The sequence below is a fragment of the Roseibium sp. RKSG952 genome (assembly GCF_009711355.1).
The window spans coordinates 1-2,726 of the sequence record NZ_SMMF01000630.1 but is presented as its reverse complement, the minus strand read 5'-3'; the positions used below and the strand labels follow the sequence as shown (position 1 = coordinate 2,726).

The following is a 2,726-nucleotide window of genomic DNA, read 5'->3' as shown; positions in this document are numbered from 1 at the left end:
TCGTCGGTTCGATCCCGACTGGCTCCACCACCACGAACCAGGAATTCATGGTTTCGGAAACGAATGCCTTTCGCTTGGGCGTAGCTTAGTTGGTAGAGCGCTCGGCTGTTAACCGGGATGTGCAGGTTCGAATCCTGCCGCCCGAGCCAAGGGCATTCGTTCGATGCGCGAGTAGCTCAGCTGGGAGAGCATCTGGTTTACACCCAGGGGGTCGCGGGTTCGAGTCCTGCCTCGCGCACCAATTTTTCGAAACAAAATAGTTGACGGAGATCGGCAACGTTCACGCCATCGTCGACAAGGACAGTACGATCCGCGTTGTTGCGGTCGGCTGGCTCCGGTTGTCGTGGACATCTCGCGACAAGGAGAACCCGGTCAGCTTCGGGTAATTAAAGAATACGCTGCCCCGGGGAACAAGGGACGACCCCGGGGCGAGCACGAAACATGCGGGTGTAGCTCAATGGTAGAGCCGCTGCCTTCCAAGCAGAAGACGAGGGTTCGATTCCCTCTATCCGCTCCAGTCCTTCGGGAAAGCCCCGAAACAGCCCTTCCGGAAGGGTCTATGTCCGGTGTAGCTATTCGCTGCACGCAAGAACGAATACCAGTTCATCCGGCTTTGCGGAATGAGGTCACACCCCATTGCGGGGCACGAAATCGAACGAGCCGCCGGACGACGATGTCGAATGCGGCTTCAGAACACACCCTGGCGGGGGCCACCTTCACTTTGGGCGCCCGGCTTGATGTCGGGTTCGACACCCGACGCGACCCCTCGAAATCGGGAGCGGGTCGCCCGAGGATTGGAAGGGTTCGATTCCCATTGTGTTCGACCGAATACCAGTCATGCGGAGTGGAGCAGTCCGGTTAGCTCATCGGGCTCGTGTCCTGAAGGTCGTGGGCTCAAACCCCTCCTCCGAAAAACCAAGCTTGGCGCACGGTTAGAACCAACGGCGACAGGAACTGCCCACTTCACAGTGGCCGCGTGAAAGCGCGGAAAAGCGGTGAGAGTTGATACGCCCAACGTTCCCGTTCGCCTGAAACCAATCGGTGAGCGCCCAAGGTCTTGGCCGTACCAGCGTAGCGAAACGGCGTCGCGGCTCACCGATACCAAATGGGGTGGCTGGCTGAGCGAAAGCAGGTCACGCAGCGGCGAATGACGTCATCGAGCGATCTTCGTTTCGCCCCGTGCCATCGGACGACGGCTATGAATGCAGGAATCACTCGTTACGGTTCTGAACACGTTAGGGCAATACCGCACATAACCCCCTCCGAAACGTCGGTTGCGCCCGACCTGTCCGATGGAACTATCGAATACTAACCGGATCTAGCGTGTTCCAGTTAGTTCTGGCGGAAGCGTGGGAAGCGGTCACGCAAAAAACAGTGGGAGCAGCGGCCCCCGGATCAAGTGGTGTCGAGTCCACAGCCGTTAGGTCGAAAAAACAGCCGGAGTAGCGTCCGGCCGCCATGGAAATTGATCGGCGCACGCTGATGAGCCACCCATCCTCGTTGGTGGGGGTCTGCTACCCGGAAGGGCGCAGTTGGTGTGCCGATCAGCTTGGTTCTCGCATCACGAAAGGTGGTGACCCTGTTCGTAAGGACAGGATTTGCTACCCGCGAGGGCGCAATACTTCCGTCTTGCGAGAACCAAGCATTCAAATTCAGAATAAAGCGACGTAGGGAAGCCCGGTCTATCCCGTCAGGCCCATAACCTGAAGATCACTGGTTCGAATCCAGTCGTCGCCACCAGCTTGCGGTTACGGCGCCTTACGGCGACGGCCGCACTTGAATCGAGATGGCCGATTACGACAGTCGGTACGCTGCAACGGGTTCGATCCCCGGCCCAGCCTTCGGGCTGAGCACCTCCAGCGGGCCATCTCGCGAATTTCTCGGAGCAGTCGCAGCTATTGGAGCGCGAAGGTAAGTGACAGTCCGGAGCGACGCCCGGACCCGAGAAACCAGACACCCGAGGGATCGGCGTTGCGGCTGACAAGGGGCCTTTTACCGGTGGCATTTCGAAAAGGCGTGCCGGGACGGGCAACAACGCGCAAAGACTCAATTCCCTGCCTCGGGGGCGGTGCTGCCGCCAAATTTTAGCGCATTGCCCTAGGGCGGGCGCACAGAGATCGGTGTAAAATCCGGCCTAAGATCGCAACTTGGGCGCAGTGCCACCTGTGACGTTGGCTGCACCGAACCTTTTGAGATGCGACCCTCTGCCAATGACCTGTTGATCCGGTTGCAAACGGAGATGCAGCAGGCAGAGAGCGCCGGGATAACCCCTTGGGGCCGGACCATCTCAATCCACTAGGTGTCTGCGTGTAGATAGCTAGGTAAAAAGCCAGTCAAGGCGAAGTTCCCCGCCTCGGGTCCGAACTTCAGGCGATGGCGCAAGCTGGTCGCGAACCCGGAAGACAACGCGCGAATGACGTAGCGCGGACGCTGCAAGAGGAGGCTTCCGTCGCCTGACCCATAAGCGCTGGCAAACCCCGTTCCTCAGGGCGGGGAAGACGTTAAGAATACTAACGCGGAGTGGCGCAGTCCGGCAGCGCGCGTGGCTCATAATCACGAGGTCAGGGGTTCAAATCCCCTCTCCGCAACCAGATATCCCGACAGGGGTGAAGAACTCGATGTAGGTCCTGTAGCAAATAACCCTGCGTCCCGAGCGTGATCCAGAAGCGCGACAAACCTTTTCCTTCAGGGAGGAGTCAAGAGCGCGGCTCGCGTAGCAGGCATCA

Annotated in this window: 1 protein-coding gene and 6 tRNA genes; all 7 read left to right on the top strand. The window is 59.2% G+C overall.

The window, feature by feature from the left end; genetic code table 11:
* Positions 1 to 74: 74 nt before the first annotated feature.
* The 7 genes from E1297_RS03040 (at position 75) to E1297_RS03015 (ending at position 2,591) form a co-directional block, all read left to right on the top strand.
* Positions 75 to 149, top strand: a tRNA-Asn gene (locus E1297_RS03040).
* A 16-nt stretch (positions 150 to 165) separates the two neighbouring features.
* A tRNA-Val gene (locus E1297_RS03035) sits at positions 166 to 241 on the top strand.
* Positions 242 to 260: 19 nt separating this feature from the next.
* The gene (locus tag E1297_RS50710) at positions 261 to 386 is read left to right on the top strand and encodes a hypothetical protein (RefSeq protein ID WP_256372678.1); all 126 of its coding nucleotides are present in this window, start codon (positions 261 to 263) and stop codon (positions 384 to 386) included.
* A gap of 57 nt (positions 387 to 443) precedes the next feature.
* Positions 444 to 517: transfer RNA gene (locus E1297_RS03030), tRNA-Gly, on the top strand.
* Between the two features lie 321 nt (positions 518 to 838).
* Positions 839 to 913, top strand: a tRNA-Thr gene (locus E1297_RS03025).
* A 748-nt stretch (positions 914 to 1,661) separates the two neighbouring features.
* Positions 1,662 to 1,740, top strand: a tRNA-Met gene (locus E1297_RS03020).
* Between the two features lie 774 nt (positions 1,741 to 2,514).
* Positions 2,515 to 2,591 (top strand) — tRNA-Met (locus E1297_RS03015).
* Positions 2,592 to 2,726 lie beyond the last annotated feature (135 nt).